Annotated in this window: 24 protein-coding genes and 1 tRNA gene; 18 read left to right on the top strand and 7 right to left on the bottom strand. The window is 45.3% G+C overall.

Annotation, left to right across the window (positions count from 1 at the left end; genetic code table 11):
* Window positions 1-8: 8 nt before the first annotated feature.
* Window positions 9-896 carry an ATP-grasp domain-containing protein gene (locus ACK3SF_RS04715; protein ID WP_414837546.1) on the top strand — a complete coding sequence of 296 codons (888 nt, stop codon included), beginning with the start codon at window positions 9-11 and terminating at the stop codon, window positions 894-896.
* Here the strand turns inward: ACK3SF_RS04715 and ACK3SF_RS04720 are convergent.
* Window positions 891-1,925, bottom strand: coding sequence for a hypothetical protein (locus ACK3SF_RS04720; protein WP_414837547.1), 1,035 nt, complete (start codon window positions 1,923-1,925; stop codon window positions 891-893). The genes ACK3SF_RS04715 and ACK3SF_RS04720 overlap by 6 nt on opposite strands.
* A gap of 67 nt (window positions 1,926-1,992) precedes the next feature.
* Between ACK3SF_RS04720 and ACK3SF_RS04725 the strand changes: the two genes are divergently transcribed.
* The 12 genes from ACK3SF_RS04725 to ACK3SF_RS04780 all read left to right on the top strand — a co-directional run bounded on the left by ACK3SF_RS04725 (window position 1,993) and on the right by ACK3SF_RS04780 (window position 11,623).
* Window positions 1,993-2,370, top strand: coding sequence for a PIN domain-containing protein (locus ACK3SF_RS04725; RefSeq protein WP_414837548.1), 378 nt, complete (start codon window positions 1,993-1,995; stop codon window positions 2,368-2,370).
* Window positions 2,371-2,463: 93 nt separating this feature from the next.
* Complete coding sequence (locus ACK3SF_RS04730; RefSeq protein WP_414837549.1) at window positions 2,464-3,039, top strand: DNA-directed RNA polymerase; 576 nt, start codon at window positions 2,464-2,466, stop codon at window positions 3,037-3,039.
* 2 nt (window positions 3,040-3,041) lie between these two features.
* Window positions 3,042-3,230: a transcription elongation factor subunit Spt4 gene (gene spt4 / locus ACK3SF_RS04735; RefSeq protein ID WP_414837550.1), complete on the top strand. Its 189-nt coding sequence runs from the start codon at window positions 3,042-3,044 to the stop codon at window positions 3,228-3,230.
* A gap of 11 nt (window positions 3,231-3,241) precedes the next feature.
* Window positions 3,242-3,682, top strand: a complete 441-nt coding sequence (locus ACK3SF_RS04740) for a hypothetical protein (protein WP_414837551.1) — start codon at window positions 3,242-3,244, stop codon at window positions 3,680-3,682.
* A gap of 6 nt (window positions 3,683-3,688) precedes the next feature.
* On the top strand, window positions 3,689-3,835 hold the full coding sequence (locus ACK3SF_RS04745; RefSeq protein ID WP_414837552.1) for a 30S ribosomal protein S27ae: 147 nt from the start codon (window positions 3,689-3,691) through the stop codon (window positions 3,833-3,835).
* A 74-nt stretch (window positions 3,836-3,909) separates the two neighbouring features.
* A complete protein-coding gene (locus ACK3SF_RS04750) occupies window positions 3,910-4,890 on the top strand; it encodes a bifunctional N(6)-L-threonylcarbamoyladenine synthase/serine/threonine protein kinase (protein WP_414837553.1) in 981 nt (326 codons plus the stop codon).
* Complete coding sequence (locus ACK3SF_RS04755) at window positions 4,875-5,462, top strand: L-threonylcarbamoyladenylate synthase (protein ID WP_414837554.1); 588 nt, start codon at window positions 4,875-4,877, stop codon at window positions 5,460-5,462. The genes ACK3SF_RS04750 and ACK3SF_RS04755 overlap by 16 nt, the downstream gene beginning before the upstream one ends.
* A gap of 2 nt (window positions 5,463-5,464) precedes the next feature.
* Complete coding sequence (locus ACK3SF_RS04760) at window positions 5,465-7,126, top strand: cation:proton antiporter (protein ID WP_414837555.1); 1,662 nt, start codon at window positions 5,465-5,467, stop codon at window positions 7,124-7,126.
* Window positions 7,127-7,181: 55 nt separating this feature from the next.
* Complete coding sequence (locus ACK3SF_RS04765; RefSeq protein WP_414837556.1) at window positions 7,182-8,867, top strand: cation:proton antiporter; 1,686 nt, start codon at window positions 7,182-7,184, stop codon at window positions 8,865-8,867.
* A 14-nt stretch (window positions 8,868-8,881) separates the two neighbouring features.
* On the top strand, window positions 8,882-10,501 hold the full coding sequence (locus ACK3SF_RS04770) for a cation:proton antiporter (RefSeq protein ID WP_414837557.1): 1,620 nt from the start codon (window positions 8,882-8,884) through the stop codon (window positions 10,499-10,501).
* Between the two features lie 38 nt (window positions 10,502-10,539).
* On the top strand, window positions 10,540-11,109 hold the full coding sequence (locus tag ACK3SF_RS04775; RefSeq protein WP_414837558.1) for a KEOPS complex kinase/ATPase Bud32: 570 nt from the start codon (window positions 10,540-10,542) through the stop codon (window positions 11,107-11,109).
* On the top strand, window positions 11,054-11,623 hold the full coding sequence (locus ACK3SF_RS04780; RefSeq protein ID WP_414837559.1) for a thermonuclease family protein: 570 nt from the start codon (window positions 11,054-11,056) through the stop codon (window positions 11,621-11,623). Before ACK3SF_RS04775 ends, ACK3SF_RS04780 begins: the two co-directional genes overlap by 56 nt.
* On the opposite strand, the gene ACK3SF_RS04785 is transcribed toward ACK3SF_RS04780, so the two are convergent.
* Window positions 11,624-12,184: a hypothetical protein gene (locus ACK3SF_RS04785; protein ID WP_414837560.1), complete on the bottom strand. Its 561-nt coding sequence runs from the start codon at window positions 12,182-12,184 to the stop codon at window positions 11,624-11,626.
* Between the two features lie 69 nt (window positions 12,185-12,253).
* Here ACK3SF_RS04785 and ACK3SF_RS04790 point away from each other — a divergent pair, with 69 nt between their 5' ends.
* The 5 genes from ACK3SF_RS04790 (at window position 12,254) to ACK3SF_RS04810 (ending at window position 15,493) form a co-directional block, all read left to right on the top strand.
* A complete protein-coding gene (locus ACK3SF_RS04790) occupies window positions 12,254-12,685 on the top strand; it encodes a 30S ribosomal protein S15 (RefSeq protein ID WP_414837561.1) in 432 nt (143 codons plus the stop codon).
* A gap of 41 nt (window positions 12,686-12,726) precedes the next feature.
* Entirely contained in the window at window positions 12,727-13,188 is a 462-nt protein-coding gene (locus ACK3SF_RS04795) for an NUDIX hydrolase (RefSeq protein ID WP_414837562.1), read from the top strand.
* A gap of 30 nt (window positions 13,189-13,218) precedes the next feature.
* Window positions 13,219-14,613 (top strand): DHHA1 domain-containing protein, encoded by a 1,395-nt coding sequence (locus ACK3SF_RS04800; RefSeq protein ID WP_414837563.1) that lies wholly within the window; start codon window positions 13,219-13,221, stop codon window positions 14,611-14,613.
* Between the two features lie 168 nt (window positions 14,614-14,781).
* Window positions 14,782-15,336, top strand: a complete 555-nt coding sequence (locus tag ACK3SF_RS04805; RefSeq protein ID WP_414837564.1) for a hypothetical protein — start codon at window positions 14,782-14,784, stop codon at window positions 15,334-15,336.
* Between the two features lie 83 nt (window positions 15,337-15,419).
* Window positions 15,420-15,493, top strand: a tRNA-Lys gene (locus tag ACK3SF_RS04810).
* A gap of 54 nt (window positions 15,494-15,547) precedes the next feature.
* Here ACK3SF_RS04810 and ACK3SF_RS04815 read toward each other — a convergent pair.
* The 5 genes from ACK3SF_RS04815 to msrB form a co-directional block, all read right to left on the bottom strand.
* Entirely contained in the window at window positions 15,548-16,039 is a 492-nt protein-coding gene (locus ACK3SF_RS04815; RefSeq protein ID WP_414837565.1) for a hypothetical protein, read from the bottom strand.
* A 347-nt stretch (window positions 16,040-16,386) separates the two neighbouring features.
* A complete protein-coding gene (msrA, locus tag ACK3SF_RS04820; RefSeq protein ID WP_414837566.1) occupies window positions 16,387-16,893 on the bottom strand; it encodes a peptide-methionine (S)-S-oxide reductase MsrA in 507 nt (168 codons plus the stop codon).
* Window positions 16,881-17,483, bottom strand: coding sequence for a hypothetical protein (locus ACK3SF_RS04825; protein WP_414837567.1), 603 nt, complete (start codon window positions 17,481-17,483; stop codon window positions 16,881-16,883). The genes msrA and ACK3SF_RS04825 overlap by 13 nt, the downstream gene beginning before the upstream one ends.
* 57 nt (window positions 17,484-17,540) lie before the next feature.
* Window positions 17,541-18,134 (bottom strand): class I SAM-dependent methyltransferase, encoded by a 594-nt coding sequence (locus tag ACK3SF_RS04830; protein WP_414837568.1) that lies wholly within the window; start codon window positions 18,132-18,134, stop codon window positions 17,541-17,543.
* A complete protein-coding gene (gene msrB, locus ACK3SF_RS04835) occupies window positions 18,131-18,496 on the bottom strand; it encodes a peptide-methionine (R)-S-oxide reductase MsrB (protein WP_414837569.1) in 366 nt (121 codons plus the stop codon). The genes ACK3SF_RS04830 and msrB overlap by 4 nt, the downstream gene beginning before the upstream one ends.
* Window positions 18,497-18,498: the final 2 nt, after the last annotated feature.

Genomic DNA, 18,498 nt, shown 5'->3' on the forward strand with positions numbered 1-18,498 from the left:
CAGATAAAATGAAATGCGCTGTTATATACGGCAAGAAATCGGCCCAGCATCACCACTTCATAGAGGCAGGAAAAAAACATTTTGACAAGGTTCTTGGAGCCCCGCTGGAAGGTATAAGAACAGTATATACAGAAGAAGGCACGAAGCTGATGTATAATAATACTGATTTATGCGAGTTTGATGCAGTGTATCTGCGGCTTCTTGGAAACGATCTGATGTACGGAGAACATATTCCGGAAGTACTGAGGGACAACGAGGTGTACACACAGCTTGAATCTGACTCTCTCGCTATCGCCTCCAACAAGTTCCATATGATGAAGGTGCTTGCTGATGGAGGCCTTCCTGTTCCGAGATCAACTTATACTCTTTCAACACGTGAAACAGAGAGAGCCGGAGACATGCTCGGATACCCTGCTGTAATCAAAATAATATCCGGATACGGCGGGAAAGGAGTGATGAAGGCCGATTCAAGATCCGATATAGGGCCTATAACAGATACTTTGACTCTTTTCGAGCAGGATATCTGCTTGCAGGAATTCATCGACAATCCCGGAGAAGATATACGAGTCCTTGTCGTAGGCGATGAAACGTACGCCTACAAAAGGGTAGGCGGGGAAGAAGAGTTCCGTTCCAATATTTCTGCTGGAGGAGCGCGTGAAAAAATAGAGCCAAGCGAAGAGATGATAGAGGCCTCTATAGGAGCTGCAGAGCTCTGCGGACTTGACATAGCAGGTATAGATATCATAGAAGATGAAAGCGAAGAAGGAGGATTCTACATCGGCGAGATAAATGCCTCTCCTGGAGTAGAAGGTACAGGAGAAGTTATAGACGCCGATCTGGCGGATGAGTTCATGGCTTTCATAAAGAGAAAGACGCTGGAAGAGGACCAGCTATAATTCCTCAAAATCTCTTTCCACTGTCTTAACTGCTTCATCCAGCTGTTCTTCCTTGAAAGCGTTGTATGCCGGTATCCCGACATTGTCTTCTATAGTCTTCTTCCCTGCTGTTGTATCAGTGATAGGGCCTGAGATAAAGCTTATACGGTAGTCCATGTCGCCGAGAACTTCTTTAAGGCCGTAAGCACCCATAACATCAAGTGATACAGCACATACGCTGAAAATAGATTTCTTAACGTCAAGATCTCTTATAACTTCCCTGACTCTGTAGTTACTGATCAGGCCTGCGCCGAACTCCACTACAACAAAATCTAGATCGTTTTCACGCCATGCATAGTTCATCAGGCCTTTAGCGGAAGATATAACTGTTTCAGGATCTTCTACAGTAGTCGGGATTCCTGCATCAACAAAGTCCAGTGAAACTTTTGATCCGGCATCGTACATACTCAGGCGATCTCTTTCACGGGCTGATCCTGTAAGCTTCAGAGATCCTACATCGTAGTCCTCGCTCAGATTCTCGATAAGTCTTGTAGCAAGAGTTGTCTTACCTGCGTCCATCCTTGAAGCGACTACGGCAACCATTTTCACGTCTTCAGTTACTTCATCGGATCTTTCGATGCCGTAATGCTTCATATTTCTGATCTCATCACCGTTCCTCACATAACCAAGGAATTCGGCCTCACAGGGATCCTGAAGCTCTTTCGCTGAGCTCTCGTAATCTCCAAATATCCCTCCTGAACCCAGGAAGTAGACTTCGTCGCCTTTCTCAATTTTCTCCGGCACGTCACCTATGTATCCTTTAACGCCGGCCCTGTTACCGAAAGCTCCTACAACTATATCTCCCTCTTCAAGATCTACCAACTCTCCTCCTTCCAAGTCGAGCTCCCTGTAATTATCATTTACATCCGTAATTCTTACGGCAACTACGTCGCCGCTTTGAGGCCTGTGGCCGCTGTACTCTATATTTACCTCTTCTCCAAGTTCAACGCGTTTGAGACATGAGGCCTTGTAATCGTATTCTGTAGCCATAAATTCTTCAACGATAGCGGAGCTTAAAATACTATTTACTTGAAACTTCAGGCCTCAAAGATTCTACATGACTAAGAAAATCCTGCTTGACACAAATTTCCTGGTAGCGCCGTTCCAGTTGAGTATAACGATATTCGGGGAGCTGGACAGACTGTATCCTGTCAACAGTATCTATACACTGGATGATGCAGTGCAGGAGGCGAAAAGTATTGAAGGCGGGAAGTACGGCAAGCTTGTTGAAAAGTTGATAGAAACACAGGACATCAAAGTGCTTGAGACTGAGGGAGAGGGAAGTGTAGACGACTTGCTTGTGGATATTTCTGACGAATTCGCTGTAGCTACTAACGACAAAGAACTGAAGGAACGACTCGTGGATGAAGGAAAAGAAGTCGTGATTATACGTGGCGGAAATCACCTGGAGGCCGTCAACGGGAACAGGCTGTGAACTTGGGGAGAGGCCTGAGAATGAATTTTTCTACCACTGCTTTTTAAGAATTAACACCGACTGGTTTACTGTTCCATAGAGGTAGAATTTATAATGTACAAGAGGCTGGATATGTCGGACTCGATTCGAGTTCCTCCCGAGCATCTCGGTGAGGACGTCAATGAAAGCGTCGTAGGCGCTTTAAGCAAGAATGTAGAAGGAAACATCTTCGAAGATGCAGGAGTAGTCCTCGCTGTCGAAGAAGTTACTTCTGTAGAAGGTGGAAAAATAGAGCCCGAAGACGCAGGTATCCACTACGATGTCGAGTTCACAGCTATTGCATACCAGCCAGAGCTACAGGAAGTAGTTGAAGGAGAAGTAGTTGATATCACAAGCTTCGGAGCTTTCATCCGTATCGGGCCTCTAGACGGGCTATGCCATGTTTCACAGATCATGGATGAGTACGTCAACATGGATGAAGAGAACAACATGCTTGTCTCAGAGGAAGGAGAAAAAACTCTCGAGATCGGAGACTTCGTAACTTCAAGAATGATCGCAGTCTCAATGAAAAATCAGGACAGCAACAAGATCAACCTGACGATGAGACAGCCAGGCCTCGGAAAAGAGGAATGGATCGAACTTTACGAAGAAGAACAGGCAGAAGAAGACGACGAAGAAGGTGACAACTAGATATGGCAGAAAAAGCTTGTTCCGAATGCCACAGACTTGTAGAAGAGTCAACAGAATGCCCTATCGACAAGAACAACGATTTAAGAAGTAACTGGAGCGGCTTAGCCGTTATATACGATCCAGAAGACTCAGAAATCGCAGACAAACTAGGCGTAAGCGTCGCAGGACGATACGCGATCAGTGTAAGGTGAAAAAATAATTTATGGAAGTTCAAATTGAATCAGTACGAGAAAATCCTCTTCTGGAACGCAGACAGGTAACACTGGCTGTAGACCATGAAGACGATTCAACCCCAAGTAGAGAAGATATCAAAAGCAGATTCGCTGCTGAAAACGCAGTCGACGAAGAAAAAATCGAAGTAGGCACAATCCACACAGGATTCGGCCGAAACTCTTCGAAAACAGAGCTTAAAGTCTACGAAGAATTCGATTACAGCGAAGATCTTGAAGAAGAGGCCTCTACAACTTCAGAGACAGTTGAAGTAACTGAAGAATACGAGGAAATCGTCGCAGGAACAATCACAGATGCAAAAGACGCAATCAACGATCTTGAGGATCCTGACTACAAGGCCTTGATCGAGGCAGAAGTAGAGAACAAAAACCGCACAACACTAGTTGACTGGCTTGAAGGCCAGATGGAGTGATTCAAGATGGGAAAGAACGCTAACGTAGCAATCTACGAGAAGTACAACGAAGACGGGACATTCAACGGAGAAAAATGCCCTGTCTGCGGAAGCTTCCTGGCAGAACACGACGACAGGAAAAGCTGCGGCAAGTGCGGCTACACACAGCACTAGGGCCTCTAAATTTACAGGCCTCTCAATCTTTTCATCATATCTCTTAACGTTTTTCTCACAAACATTTTCTCATAATGAAAGTTCTTGGTATTGAGTCCACTGCTCATACGCTTGGAGTAGGGATAGTAGATGAGGATGATGTCCTTGCCAACAAGAAGTCGATGTACAAGCCTGAGGAAGGAGGTATTCATCCACGGAAGGCCTCAGAGCATCATTATCAGCATGCCTTGGAGGTATTGAATAATGCTCTTGATAAAGCGGGCCTTGAAGAGGAGGATCTGGATGCCGTGGCTTTTGCTCAGGGGCCTGGTATACCGCAGTGTCTGGAGATAGGGGCTGTTATGGCGCGGAGTATTGCGGAGCGTTACGATCTGAAGTTGATCGGTGTCAATCACTGTTTATCTCATATCTCGATCGGCACCAGAACGACTGAAGCTGAAAATCCGACTACGCTGTACGTTTCTGGCGGGAACAGCCAGATAATCGAGTACAGGAATGGACGTTACAGGATAATTGGAGAGACTCTGGATATCGCTCTGGGAAATGCCTTGGACAAGTTCGCTAGAAAACTTGGATATCCGCATCCCGGCGGACCTGAGATCGAAAAGTTAGCGGAGAAGACTGACGATATAATTGAATTAAGTTATCCCATCAAGGGCATGGATTTCTCTTTTTCAGGCCTGACAACAGAGGCCGAGAGAAAGATCGGAGAAGTATCGGATGAGGTGCTTGCCAACAGTTTCCAGGAACACGCATACTCTGCCGTGGTGGAGGCACTGGAAAGAGCGATGGCGCAGGAAGGCAGCAACGAGGCCCTTCTCACAGGAGGAGTAGCGATGAACTCCCGGCTTAGAGAGATGGTGGAAACTATGTGCGAGCAGCGAGATGCAGAAGCTTACTTCCCTCCTGCCGAGTTCTGTATGGACAACGGAGCCATGATCGCACACCAGGGACTTGTTGAACTGAAAGACGGAAGAGGAACAAAGATAGATGATTCAGGTAAGAGGCCTGACTGGAGGCCTGACGAGGTGGAAGCAACATGGATAGAGAAATAGAGAAACAGATTGAAGAAGCCAAAAAAGTGATTGAAGATGGTGGAATAGTAGTTTTCCCGACTGAGACAGCGTACGGCATAGCCGCAGATGTGACTGATGAAGAAGCCGTGGAGAAAGTTTACGAGGCGAAGCAGAGGCCTCGAAGCAAGGGATTGACGGCCATAGTTGATTCTCTGGAGACCGCGGAACAGTATGCAGATCTTTCAGAGAGTGAAAAGAAGATTATCAGAGAGTTCATGCCAGGACCATTGACTCTTGTAGCCGGGAAAAAGGATAGTGTTCCAGATAATCTTAACGAAGATTTCGCATTCAGGATTTCCTCTGGAGAGGTCGCGGATGAGCTTTCAGAGGTTGGACCTATCACCGCTACTTCTGCGAATATCTCCGGTAACGAGACTTCTTACTCTGTAGAGGATATTTCAGATGAACTGCTTGAGGAAGTTGATTACGTGATTGATGCCGGAACTCTGAGTAAAGGCCCTACTTCAACGATAGCTGAAGTTGTAGAGGGAGAAGTAGTGGTGCATCGAGAGGGACCTATTAAGAAGAAGGAATTAGAAAAAGTAATCTAGGGATGGCTACAGGCTTTGAATCAATCGCACTGCTGATAGGTACAGCAACCCTGCTGGGAATCTTAGCACAGAAAACACACCAGCCGAAAGTCATAGCTTATATTCTGGCCGGCCTAGTCATGGGACCAGTAGGCCTGAGCATTGTTAGCGGAGGAGAGATGGTCAGCCTGTTTTCAGAGCTCGGACTTGTCTTTTTACTCTTTCTAATAGGCCTGGAAATCGATCTCGATGAAATCAGAGAAGTACTGGGATCAACTATCGGAATTGCAGTTATTCAGATGTTCCTAACTTTTCTTGCAGGCCTTGGAATAGCTACAGGCCTTGGATTTGACACAGTCACAGCTGTATTTATCGGGGCGGCCGTGATGTTCAGTTCGACAGCGCTTGTAGTAAAAATACTTACGAAACGAGATGAGGCCTCTACACTTCCTGGACGGCTTGACGTAGGTGTTTTACTGGTACAGGATGTTGCTGTTGTTATAATACTTGCTTTACTTACTGTAAACTTCTCTGATCCTGTACAGGCAGGTATAAAGCTTCTTGAAATATTCCTGATGATCTCAGTTGTCGGAGTTCTTTCTCTGGCCTCTTCAAGATATGTTTTTTCACGCGTACTGAAGAAAATATCAGGCAACTCTCTGGCATTCTTTACACACGGAGTTGCATGGGCCTTCCTGTTCATCACGATTGCAGATCACTTGAATCTTTCACTGGAGATCGGAGCTTTCCTGGCAGGAATCGGGATTGCACAGGTGCCTTACAGCCGGGAACTACAGGAAAGCGTAAGGCCTCTGACAGATCTTTTCATGGCTATATTCTTCATGAACTTCGGCATCAGTATCGCCGGAGGTTCAATCCAGCAGTATCTAGGAGAAGCAGTTATAGCGTCAGTACTGCTGATAGCTGCCAAGTTCATCATACTTTTCCTTACCATCGACAGGTTCAAGTTCACTCCTGAAACCAGTTTCAAGGCCTCTGTGAATATGGGACAGATCAGCGAGTTCGGGCTTATACTGACAAGTCTGGCAGTGACAGAAGGATACATAGACTCCGGTATCTCGGGCTTCATCAGCATGGTCGCTATCCTCACGATGGGAACTTCGGCATACCTGATCCGGTATAGAGACAGTCTTGAAGAGTTCTTCCATCCTGTACTCCGCTTCTTCCAGTCGGAGGCGAAACAGGACCTTGAAATCGAGAAACTGAATAATCACGCAGTGATAATAGGATACGACGAAGTGTCAAGAAGAGTCTGCAGAGAGCTTTCAGAGGACTACAGGATACTTGTGATCGACAACAATCCGGATAACGTTGAGGAGCTTTCTGAATCAGAGTACAAATATATTTACGGCGATTTCAAACACGGCGAAATACGTAAAGGAGCCAATCTAGAGCAGGCAGACTTCATAATCAATTTCACAAGAGAAAAAGAGATCAACACCGTCCTACTGGAAGAGAGAAACGAGGATACAGTTGTAATAACAGAGACAAGAAGCTTTGAAGAGGCCTCTGAAATGTACGACCTGGGCGCAGACTACGTAATAATGGAGAACGTCCTGGCAGGCAACCGGATAAGCGAGTATCTTGAACTGTACCTTGAGGACAGAGATCTTTTCCTGGAGGAGATAAAGGACGATCTTGGCGATTCAAGCGATGAAAGTTAATAAAAAACGGAGAAAAGTACCGAAAGAATAGATCTGATTTAAGAGGCCTCAAAGTATGATAGCTAATACAACGCTACCGGTGGAACTGACGCTTGTTATAGTGACAGCTACAGTTCTCGCCGTCGTTGCCAGAAAGCTGAAACAGCCTGTGCTTCTGGCTTATCTGCTTACAGGCCTTGTTCTTGGCCCTGCTCTCCTGAACATTGTCGGCGGCACTAGAACTCTTACTTTGATGTCGGAACTGGGCCTTGGTTTTCTTCTATTTCTTGTTGGTATCGAGATGAATCTTGATGAGATCAGGGATCTGCTTAAGCCCATATCTGTGATAGCTGTGGGACAGACGATACTTCAGACAGGTCTTGCCTTTGTAGTTCCTCTGGCTCTTGGATTCGGGTTTTTTGAAACAGTTATAATCGCTTTATGTACTGTTTTCGGTGCAACACCGGTAATTGTGAAGATTCTGACAGAAAAGGATGAGCTGAAGAGTCTGCCCGGGAAACTTGATGTTGGAGTGCTTGTTCTGCAGGACATATATCTTATCCTGATAGTGGCCTTGATCAACTCGGGCACCCTTACACAGCCAGATCAGATACTTGGTACACTGGCAAAGATAGTGGCCTTGATCGGTGTTATAGGAGTTATCTCTCTGGCTTCTTCACGCTACATACTTGACGATATCTTCAAGCAGATAGCTGACAACCGGCATGCATTCTTCATACACGGAGTTGCATGGGCCTTCCTGTTCATCACACTGGCAGAGTTCATGGGACTGTCTGTCGAGGTAGGTGCATTCCTGGCAGGCCTTGGTCTTGGACAGATACCTTACAGAGAGGAGATAAAGGAGCGTATAAGGCCTCTGACGGATTTCTTCATGGTTATATTCTTCTCTACACTGGGCCTGACACTGTCAGTCGAGAATCTTCAGGCTTACTGGGTTGAGGCAATTTTGGCTTCCGGTGTCATGATGATAGGGAACTTCGTGATAATGTTTTACCTGATTGACAGGATGAAGTTCACGCCGAGGACATCGTTCATAGGCAGCATCAATATGACACAGGTCAGCGAGTTCTCACTTGTTGTAGGAGCGCTGGCTGTCCAGCAGGGCTATATCGGGAACGACGTACTTGGATACATCAGTTTGATGGCGGTTTTCACGATTGGTCTTTCGACTTACCTGATTAACTATAACAAGGAGATTTACCAAAAAATTGAACACCTGCTTGAATGGCTGGAATCGGAGGAGAAGAAAGACGTGGAGATTAACCAGCTGGAAGATCATGCAGTGATTGTTGGATACGATGAGATTTCAGAGAAAATCTGCAGAACGCTTGAAAGAGAACATGATATACTCGTGATAGACCAGAACCCCGACAACACAGAAGTATTGAGCCGTTCACCGTACGAGTACATCTACGGAGACTTCAAACACGGCGAAATACGGGAAGGAGCAAATCTCGAGGGAGCAGAGTTCATAATCAGTTTCTCGGATGAAAAAGACGTCAACCTGAAAGTACTGGAAGAGCAGACAGATAACGCCATAAAGATAGTAACAGCTAAACGACTCGAAGAGGCCTCTGAAATGTACGACCTGGGCGCAGACTACGTAATAATGGAGAACATCCTGGCAGGCAACAGGATCGGAGAGTACCTGGAACTATACCTCGAGGACAGAGAGCTCTTCAGAGAGGAAGTGAAATCTGAAATCAAACATATCAAAGGTGAAGAACGATCTCAGAACTGATTAACGTACTGACTATGGTATTTGTAGCATCATCAATAGTACTTTTCCTGTTCGACAGATTCTCGCATCCTGCTCTGCCAGCGTATATAATCGCAGGAGTTATCGTAGGAAACTTCTTCCCGGCAGATGAAATGATAAACTTCACTCAGATAGGCCTCTCATTCCTTGTATTCATATTCGGAGTAAAGATGGATCCGGAAAGACTGAAATCAGTAGCCGGAGACGGCCTCAAGACCGCTGCAGTCCAGATAACAGCAGTATCAGTTCTTGCAGTAGGCCTCTCCATGATAATGAATCTTTCAGGATTCGAGACGCTTGTTTTCGTCCTGGCAACTGCATTGAGCTCTACTCTTGTAGGACTTGACTTGCTGGAGAAAGAGATCGATCTGAAGCTGGCGCACGGACGTCTTGCGGAGTCGATCCACTTGAGTCAGGATCTTATCGCTGTAATGTTCCTGATGATACTGGGAGCATCAGCTTTCACATTTGAAGCAGTCTCACAGAGCTTTATCCATGGATTTGGCGTGCTAGCTCTTGCACTTCTATTCAGAAAGTATGCTCTCGATCATCTTGCTGATCTTACAGAGAACTCCCGTGAGCTACTGATGCTTGTATCCATAACTATACTGATCGGCTTCCTGGGCCTGACCGAATACTTCCAGATTTCGCTCGCTATCGGAAGCTTTGCAGCAGGCCTCGCCGTCTCAAAGTATCCGCACAACATGGAAATCCTTGATACAACAGGATCGCTTAAAGATTTCTTCTCGGCAATCTTCTTCGTCTCCCTAGGTGCTCTGCTAACAGTTCCAACACCACAGGTACTGATAATGTCCGCAGTAATGCTTGTACTGACAGTTATAGGCAAGCCGTTCGCAGTCATCACCTCTCTTGTCGCCCTGGGGCAGAACAAACGTACAGCATACCTTACAGGATTCAGCATCGATCAGGTCTCTGAATTTGCACTTATAATAACAATACAGGCCTATATTTCAGGCCTGATAGGCGGAACAGTTTTCCAGGCCGTTATAATAACAGCTACAGTCTCAATGATGATATCATCCTATACAGCAAAGCATGGGGACAGGATATACAATCTGCTGTCCGAACATGATCATATAGAGGCCTTTGGAGATAAAGAGGAGAGATCGAAGCACAATCTGGAGGATCACGTTATCGTTGTAGGCCACGATACTCAGGGAAAGAGAATCATCGAGACTTTGCGTGATGAAGAAAAAGAATACATCGTGATAGACAACGATCCTGAGAAAGTTACAGATCTGAAGGAGAAAGGTGAGAACTTCGTCTTCGGGGACGTTATGGAGATAGATACATGGGAACGTGCAGATTACCGTGAGGCCTGTCTGATAATATCCACAGTCCCTCTAGAGAAGACTTCAAGAAAGATTCTATCCCTTCCAACAGATGCGGACAAGATACTGAGAAGTGAAGATATAGAGGAGGCTGAAAAGCTGCTGGAAGATGGTGCGATCTACGTTAACGTGCCTGAAGTACTGAGCGCCGAACTTCTTCCGGATCATATCGAAGGCCTGATGGAGAACAGGCGTTACAGAGAGGATCTCAGGAGACGGAACATGCTGGAGGTAAGGAAGTACCTGCAGAATCTTGAAGGATGAATGCAAATTTTTCACGTTAATGTTCCAAGAAGTAATTCATGGAGATACAGGGCGCAGAGGCCTCGGTAGAAATCACGGATGAAAAAGCAGTGAAGAGAAGGGAGGAGAAGAAGTATCGGCATCCGGATCTGGATGAAAGAATCCGGGACGAAAGAACACGTGAAGAAGTGAAGAACACCAGAAGAGCGATCAAATACGGCGTTAACGCACCTTCAGCGGAGAAAAAAGACAAGGACACGATAGAATTTGAACGCATCAATGGAGAGACATGGAAGAAATCCGGGGATCTTGAAGCCATGAAATCCGCCGGGGAAAACGTGGCAAAGATGCATCACGGCAATATAATCCACGGCGACCTCACCACAAGCAACATCATTGTAAACGACAAGGAGGCCTATCTTATCGATTTTGGGCTCTCAGAAGTCTCAGAACGTGTAGAGGATAAAGCAGTAGATATACACCTCCTGAAGCAGATAATCGAGGCCTCTCATCCTGAAATCGCTGAAGAGGCCTGGAAAAAATTCATGAAAGGATACAACGATTACAAAGAAAGTGAAGAAGTTCTTGAAAGACTTGAAGAAGTTGAACTACGGGGAAGGTACAAATAAAATTTTTACAGGCCTTTCAGTAATTTTATTGATTATCTCAGTTGCACTGCTAGGCTCTGGAGGCCTTGATCAGGAGAAAAGCTTCAATACAACAAATTTACATGTTGTAGATGGCGATACAGTTAAGGCCTCAGTGAATAATTCGAACATCACTGTGCGTCTGCTTGGTGTTGACACACCAGAGACTTATGCGGAGAACTCTCCAAACGAGTTCGGGCTAGAGGACACAGCTGAGAACCGCAGATGCCTGAGGAACTGGGGAGTAAAAGCCACAGATTATCTGGAAAATTTTACCTTGCGTGAAGTAAATATACACACCGATAGAATCTCTGAAAATCGCGGTGATTATGGAAGACTTCTTGCATACCTCGAAATAGATGGAAGATCCGTCAATGAAGCTCTGCTGAGGAAAGGATATGCACGAGTATATGAATCAAGATTTTCACGGCTTGAATCTTACAGAGATCTTGCTTCCGAAGCTCGAGACAGAAACATAGGAGTATGGAGCTGCTGATTACTCTATTTCTATGTCATGCTCTTCAAAGGCCTCTTTTATCGATTCTACATCATCTTCAACAGTCTTCACGAAATGCATAGGCATCGTAACATATCTCCTCTTTTTCTCTCCATTATCTGAGTATGCTATGATGAATCTTGGACATGTAAGCAGCTTTATCCCTTCAATAAATTTCACGGACTCTATGTCGCTGTAGTCTATGAATTTTTCTCTTTCCACGTTGTTCACGTACTCGTAAAGTATCACGGCAAGCACTGCAGCAAGTATCAGAGAAACAGCACCCATCTTGAGATATAAGGGAGCTGTTATGAAGGCTGAGGCGACAAAAGAAGCTGAAAAAGACAGAACCGCTATAGAGAAAGTGAAGATCAGCTTCTCTTTAACTCCACCCTCCTCCCATAGGCCTCTGTACATGTTCGTGAAGTAACTTCCGATAGATTCCTCCATCATTACTTTTCCATTGCTGAACGTGATTCTTCCTCTTTTCGTGCGGAACTCTTCCATGTTTCCGAGGCCTCCAGGATTAAACGTGGAGCGGATTGGTTTAAAAGATTTCAAGGCGTCAAACTTGATAGACCAGGATGAAGTCCTTTCAAAGGGCTGAACTGGATCAGTACGTGATATACAATGTCAAGAATGCATTCAGATGGACGAGGAGAATCAGGTTCCAGCAAACCTATAACAGATAAAAGCCCTGACTGGGTAGAGTACGACGAGGAAGAAGTTATTGATCTTGTCGTCAAGCTCAGAAGGGATGGATACGATCCTTCACAGATCGGGATCAAGCTGAGAGATCAGTACGGTATTCCTTCTGTAAAGGCCTTGACTGACAAGAAAGTTACAGAGATTCTTGAAGAGGAAGGCCTGGAGTTGAGTATTCCGGAGGATCTTCAGAATCTTCTGGACAAGGCAGAATCCATCAAGGAGCATCTTGATGAGAACGGGAAGGATGAGCAGGCCCAGAGAAGACTTGAGCTTACAGAGGCCAAGATCCGAAGGATCGCAAGCTACCACCGTGAAAACGGGAACCTGGATGAAGACTGGAAGTACGAGCGATAAACTTTCCAGAAACTCCCAGCATATCAACTTTTTCTTTTATCATGAACTTTCTACCTGAAGACTCGGATATAGATTATACTGCTTCGGCACTGATAATCCAGGATGGAGAAATTCTTTTCATCGACCACGAAAAACTCGGGAAATGGCTCCAGCCCGGCGGACATATAGACGAAAACGAGACACCGGATCAGGCCGCCAGAAGAGAAGTACGCGAGGAGACAGGCCTTGAAATAGATTTTATCGAGGGCTCGCAGCCGGAAAGTTTCTCCATCGAGGAAGATCTTCCAAGGCCTTTCCACGTAAATATTCACAGGATCAGGGACGGACATCTGCACTGCGATTTCATGTATCTGGCTACTGTAGTGGCAGAAGGCGAAGCAACTCACGGACACGAACATTCAGGCCTCAAATGGTTCTCCAGAAGCGAACTGAAAGATGAGGAACTCAGGATGCCGGATAATGTTCGGAGAACAGCTCTGAAAGCCCTGGATGAAAACCGTTAAAAGAAGTTCAGCACCAAGTAATTTCTAGAGATGGTTGAAGATATTCTAGAGGCCGCAGCACCTGCAGCCGAGAAACTGGAAAATTTCGATGGAAAAATCCGTTTGATCGGACAGTACGACGCCGACGGCATAAACGCCACAGCTATAGCACACGAAATGCTTGACAGACTTGGAAAAGAGTTCGAATACGAGATACTGAAACAGCTGTACGAGGAAGACGTTGAAAGAATCGCAGAAGAAGATGAAGGCCTCTTACTTTTCGTCGACATCGGATCAGGGCAGTCAGATCTGATAAAGAAACATATAATCGAAGAAACAGACAAAGAAGTCATCATAAGCGATCACCACGAGCCAGCGCTCGATAAAGAGGCCTCTGAAGAAGTAAATAAGGAAAATACATTTATCCATATGAATCCTCACTTCCTGGGACATGACGGAGGAGAAGCTATCTCCGCAGCAGGAATGACATATCTTCTTGCGAAAGCTGTCGATGAAGACAACTACGATCTCGTGCAGTACGCACTGATCGGTGCAACAGGCGACGTCCAGAAACAGGAAGGAGAGTTCATGGGCCTCAACAAGGATATAGCACAGGAGGCCATAGATAAAGAAGTTGTAGAGAAGCGTAAAGGCCTCGATCTCTATGGAAGGACGACAAAGCCGCTACAGAAATCTCTAATGTATACTACAGATCCTCATCTTGAAGGAGTGTCGAACAACGAGTCCGGAGCCATCCAGCTTGTGAAATCTGCAGGCCTTGATATCAGGGAGAACGGCAGCTTCCGTACACTGGCCGACTTGACAGAGGCTGAAGAGAAGAAACTTATCAACGCGATGATCAAGCGTGGCTATCCTGTTCAGAGGCTTTTGAACGATATCTACACTCTTGAAAACGGATACGAGATTGACGAGTTCTCTACTATAATTAATGCCTGTGGACGTCTTGGTATGCCGAGAGATGGAGTGAAGATTTTGCTTGAGAACGATCTGGAGCTTGCTGAAAAAATCTCCAGCAAGTACGGCAGGAAGATCTCCTCATCACTCCGTTACGTGGAAGAAAACAAAGATAACGAGGATGTCGTGTACGAGAAAGATATCGGAGTTATAGATGGAAACTCCACGATCGATGCGGACTTCATCGGAACTGTAACAACCATCACGATGAGCAACGGCTTTTTCTCCTCACCTGTAGTCATGGGAGTAGCTGAAGCCGAGAAAGAGAAAGTCAAGATCTCCTCCAGGGCCTCAAAGGAAGTTGTCGAGGCCGGATTAAATCTCGGAGATGTTATAGGCGAGATATGTGAGGAGCTTGACGGCGAAGGAGGAGGACACAACATCGCTGCCGGTGCCAAGATCCCTCAGGACCGGAAGAAGGATTTCATCGATGCACTGAACTCCAAGATATCAGAAGAAGTCACCGGATAGGCCTGTCAACAGGACTCAAGGGAGTTCTCCCCTTGGAGAACAAAGTGCCAGTCGTATGTACAGTCACTTGAATTCAAGTCTCCTTACTGAATAAATCCATCAAATTTTAACTTGATCGAACGATTTTATTACATACCGTTTATAAAATTTGACTCGAGTTGAGTTTACATGGCAAAGGCTGTACTGCAGAAAAACTGGTACGAAGTTCAGGCACCAAGTATTTTCGATGAAGACGTTGTAACTGAGACTCCTGCTGAAAGAGAGTCCCAGGTAGTCGGAAGAACGGTTAAAGAAGGCCTCAACGAACTAATGGATTCAACAGACAAATACTACGCAGACGTTTCACTGAAAGTAACAGACGTCGAAGGAAACAAAGCATTCACAGAGATCAGCGAAATGAGCGTATCCTCAGAATACGTCTCACGAATGATCAGAGAAGGAAGCGACAGATTCGACCACGTAGTCGACGTCCAGACAAGCGACGACAGAGCAGTAAGAATCAAAGTCGTAGGAGCAACACTCCGAAGAACAAGCTCCAAGAAACTAACAGCCGCAAGAAACAAGATCAAGGAAATCCTGGAAGACAACGCAAACGAACAGACATACGAAGAACTAATGGAAAACATCTTCACAGACAACATCCAGGAAGAACTAAGAGACGAGGCCGACCAGATCTACCCATTCAGACAGCTCGAAATCAGAAAAACCGAGCTACTTGAATAAAACAAAAGGCCTCCACCACATATCACACAAAACTTTTCTTCCTCCACGCCCAGACAGGCCTCAGAAAAGGCCTGAAAAACTCTGGGCCGGTAGCTCAGTCTGGCAGAGCGCTTGGCTCTTAACCAAGAGGTCGCGGGTTCAAATCCCGTCTGGCCCAAACTTCTGAAAGTTTGATCATCACAAGGCCCGACACAGCAGGCCTTTCAGAAATTTAATCAGCCTCTCCAAATCTATGCCCTTCCTCTATCATGGACTCATCTAGAGCAATCTTTCTACCTATCTTTTCCGTAATTTTCTCTATATCTCTCTCAAGAATCAGATTTGACTCTTCTATCGCTCCAAAAAGGAAGTAAAAACTTGAGAAAAGTAGAATAGAACCCAGGATCCTATTTACAAAAATAAAATCTGGAATTACAGAATTTAAACTCAGTAGAGATCCAATTAAACCACTAAACTGCCTAGATTTCAAAGCAAATAGTATTATATGGTGAGTAAGTATGACACCAGCAACAATCAATGAAACAGAAGCAATCTGGAATTTTTTCTTACTCTCAGAGCTATGACCACCAGAATAAGCTAAATTTAGTGAGAAAGCACCCATACTGAGAAATCCTAGAGCTATTGTGCCGACATATGAAGATACAAAACTTGGAATACCAAGAGCAAAATAAAGCGCCGCAGAAGTAATCAAGAGATAAGTCAAACTAGAACTCCAGAGATACATCCCTCCTGCAAAATAAATATGAAATCCAATATGATTCCTAAACCAGCTATAGATTTCCCTTAACATTACAGAAATACTATAAACTCCAAAAATTTTTCAGCATAACTCACCCCAAAGGGGGGAAATCTTTCGAACTCGAATATAGTCCTTAATTTATATTGTAGACAACTTTAGGGCTCTCTCAAAGCCCCTTACATAAATCATCCAAAATTAAGAGGACTTAGAATTTTTTCTTCAAAACTCCATAAATTTTCTGTATTATTTCTTCGAGCTTGCGGGCCTGATAGCCTCTTTTCAGGAAAATTTTCTCCAGCTCTTTTCTTGCTTCAGTTGAATTCACGGGCCTTGTCCACCTTCGGCTGGGCGTGCATCGTGCAGTATGCATCATCTGGATTTTTCTCGAAGTAGTCCTGATGCTTCTCTTCTGCCCTGTAAAATTTTTCCAGAGGCCTGAGTTCTGTAACAATTTCGTCCTGATAATCTTTCCTGATTTTTTCGATGAAGGCCTCTATCTCTTTTTTCTGCTGTTCAGAGTTGTACAGGATTATTGATCTGTACTGGCTTCCTACGTCGGGACCTTCACGATCTTTTGTCGTGGGATCGTGGATTTTGAAGAAGAATTCTAGTATTTTTTCAAGAGAAATTTTTTCTTCGTCGTATTCTATTTTGATGACTTCTGCGTGGCCTGTGTCTCCATTGCATACTTCTCGGTATGTGGGGTTTTCTGTGTGGCCTCCTGCGTATCCCGACACTACTTTTTCTACTCCGTTGAGTTGTTTGTATGCGGCTTCTGTGCACCAGAAGCATCCGCCGCCGAGGATTATTTGTGCCATGTGTTTGTTGTGAATACGTAGTTCCAAGTAGGTTCGGGTGGGAATGTTACTCCTTCCTGGATTTCTGTGGTGGGGTCAGTTTCTTCGTCCAGCTGGTTCTGGAATACTGAGTGGCATCTTCCTGCGATTTCTCCGTGGACCTTTATCTCTCCCGTGGCTGAAAGTTTTTCCACTGTTTCACGTATCTCCTGGAAGTTTACATCCTGTACTTCTCCGGAGTCAAGCAGGCTTTCCGTGTAGCCGGCTGCTTCTCCATTGAACTGTTCTACTATTGTCTCGGCATGACTTCTGCCGTCTTCACTGTATATCACGTGTACCGGTTCTTCATCACTGGTCTGCTCGAGTACATCCCTCAGTTCTGCCATGTACTGTCTGTAGAAATCCTGCATGAACAGGTCTTTCCTGTCGTCGTCCTCCCAGTCCTTATCATAGTTTTTCGCGGCCCATCCCGGATGAACAAGAAAATGAACTGTCTCGTAACAGGCCTCTCCTGCGACTTTCCCGGCGTTGACAGCAGCCTCGAACTCATAGCTAGACCCTCCTTCCGGGAAAACTTGATCCATGCGTTCATCCAGATCTCCGTACTCCATGCATTACTACTCGAAAGTAAGTAATTTAAACAGAAATGTGGCTGGATCGCTTATTTTCTATTTCTTTGTTGCTATAAAGTTCATGAATCCTGGCTGATCTCCTTCTCTTTCCGTCACTTCCACCCTGTGTATTTCAAAGTCCTGAAGCATTTGACGTGCTTTTTCTTCAGTCATTGGATACTGTGCGACAGATGAACCGTATTTTTCTCTGATGAACTTTCCTTTTCCTTTCTTCAGGCCCAGGAACAGTGTGCCTCCGGATTTCAGGACTCTGGAAAGCTCGCTGAAGGCCTTTCTTCTTTCTTCGCCTTTGAAGAATACAAGCAGTTGATTTACCAGAACAGCGTCGAACGATGCATCATCGAAATCCAGATCACGGACATCCATGACGTGGAAGTCTCCTGATTTCTTTTCCGCAATTTCTATCATTTCTTCGGAGAGATCAACACCTGTAACATCGAATCCTTTATCTGAGAGAAGTTGTGAGTCTCTTCCAGGCCCGCATCCTGCATCAAGAACTTTACCATTCTGTGCTTTCTCGATAAAGGCCTCTAGAAGTTCTATATACTCTTCGGAAATATTTTGGATAGAGTAGTTTTCGGCGAATTTTTCTGCTCCTTTCGAGTAAAAATTTGAGGCCTCTTCAGTCATTCGTTATCTGCCTCGAATTCGAGTGCTATGCCGTTGATGCAGTAGCGTTTTCCTGTTGGATCAGGCCCGTCGTCGAATACGTGGCCGAGGTGGCCTCCGCACTCTTTACATACAACTTCAGTTCTTTCCATTCCATGAGAATTGTCTTTCTTTTTCTCCACAGCATCGTTTTCAGCGTCCCAGAAGCTTGGCCATCCGCTGCCGGATTCGTACTTCGTCCCGGAAGAGAAAAGCTCGTTCCCGCATTTTTTACATGTGAAAACGCCCTCTCTGTCCTCTTTCAGAAGATCGGATGAAAATCTTGGCTCTGTGCCACACTGCTCTATTACTTTTCGCTCATCCTCTGAAAGTTTCTTCTCCATAA

This window comes from Candidatus Nanosalina sp. VS9-1, assembly GCF_047555085.1.
GTDB lineage: Archaea > Nanohalarchaeota > Nanosalinia > Nanosalinales > Nanosalinaceae > Nanosalina.